The 1,836-nt window shown below is 40.2% G+C and carries 2 protein-coding genes; both read left to right on the top strand.

Features of this window, described 5'->3' with window-relative positions; translation table 11 throughout:
* Window positions 1–940: alpha/beta hydrolase family protein (locus tag E1176_RS20360; protein ID WP_185152545.1), on the top strand; the 940-nt coding region annotated here is incomplete at its 5' end.
* Between the two features lie 150 nt (window positions 941–1,090).
* Window positions 1,091–1,836, top strand: a 746-nt coding sequence (locus tag E1176_RS01600) for an NAD(P)-dependent alcohol dehydrogenase (protein ID WP_155208829.1), incomplete at its 3' end; no start/stop codon positions are given.

Raw genomic sequence — 1,836 nt, 5'->3', positions numbered from 1 at the left:
AATGAATAAATTTTTACGCATCCTCTCTCAATCATTTTTATACGCAATCTCTGTCATAGCTCTTCTGGCAATTACAGGATATATTTATCTCTACGTGTTGCCTAAAGGGCCGGAAGTAACTGAACCCTCCCCTATTGAAATTGGTGAAGACAGCTTTGTGATGTATGCCTATAAAGACTCAAAGCGTAAATCTTTAAAAGTATGGACTTATAAGCCGCACAGTTGGCAAAATGGAGATAGAATTATATTTGTGATGCACGGAGGTGGCAGAAACGCAGATGATTACCTCGCAGCCTGGACCGACTTAGCTGAGCAGCAAAACCTATTGGTCATAGCTCCTGAGTTTGCCAACAAGTTTTCAAAATATACCACGAACGATTATCAGGAGGGTAATCTGTTTACTTTCTTCGGTACGAAAAACCCGGAGGAAGAATGGGCTTACACTGTAATCGAGAATATTTTTGACCACATCAAATCTGTTGATGGTATAACCAATAAATCCTATGATATATTTGGGCATTCTGCTGGCGGTCAATTTGTGCACAGAATGGTTTTACTTAAGCCGGAGGCACGAATAGGTACGGCTATCGCTGCGAACTCAGGCTTCTATAGCTTACCTGACACCAACCTTTCTTTTCCATACGGAATGAAAAATACCGTTACAGACCCGGTAGCTAACTTAAAGGAAGCATACTCTAAAAGGTTGATCATTTTGCTCGGTGAGTTAGACAATGATCCATCTTTAGGCGTGTTTAGAAAAACAGAAAATGCCATGCAACAGGGTAGCCATAGACTCGAAAGAGGCACAAATTTTTATGCAGCAAACCTCCAGCTCAGCGAAGCTAAAGAATGGTCTTATCGTTGGAAAATAGACACCGTAACTCAAGTTGGTCACAACTATAGAAAGATGTCAGAGGCTGCTATAGAATGGATTAAGTAACTGAAAAATAGTTCTCAATTTTAAAGAGCCTTTTTATCCACTCTTGATCTTTTCTAACCGCTACACCAATTATAGAGTGATTTCTTGCTTCTCATAGCATATCTTATTTGTACAAAATACTTGATATAACTTACTCTCGATCATAAAGTCATGAAAGCAATATTACTCAACGAATACGGTCTTCCAGATGTGCTGAAAGTTGGAGAAGTTGATAAGCCTGTACCACAAGATGATGAAGTTCTTATAAAGATCAAGGCAACCTCCATCAACGATTGGGATTGGGGCCTGGTGCAGGGTAAGCCATTTGTAATTCGAATGATATACGGCTTTAAAAAACCTAACATTAACATACCCGGAGTAGATATCTCGGGAGTAATCGAAGAGGTTGGTAATAACGTAAATGCATTTAAAATCGGTGATGAGGTGTACTGTGACCTATCTGACGGTACTTTTGGTGGTTTTGCCGAGTATGTGTGTAGAGCTGAAAGTAAATTACACAAAAAACCATCAAACATCAGCCACAATGAAGCTTCCGCCCTGCCTCATGCCGGACTTCTTGCCCTTCAGGGTCTCATAAAAGGCAAAGTCAAATCCGGACAGCATGTCCTGATCAACGGTGCAGGAGGTGGTGTTGGCACATTGGTTATCCAAATTTTGAAATCATACGAGCTTATCGTTACCGGTGTCGATAGCCTTGAGAAACATGCTCTTATGAAATCATTGGGGTATGACCATGTGATTGATTATAAAAAGGAAGACTTTACCGCAACTGGCGAAAAATATGATCTTATTCTTGACACCAAATCAAACCGGTCTGTTTTTAAATATGCTCGAGCTCTAAGTAAGAATGGCTGCTATATTACCGTAGGTGGGACAATGAAACGGCTATTTGAAAT

The sequence above is a fragment of the Fulvivirga aurantia genome, assembly GCF_009711475.1.
Taxonomy (GTDB): Bacteria; Bacteroidota; Bacteroidia; order Cytophagales; family Cyclobacteriaceae; genus Fulvivirga; species Fulvivirga aurantia.
The sequence above is the reverse complement of the archived record's forward strand: the minus strand, read 5'-3'. Positions and strand labels throughout refer to the sequence as shown.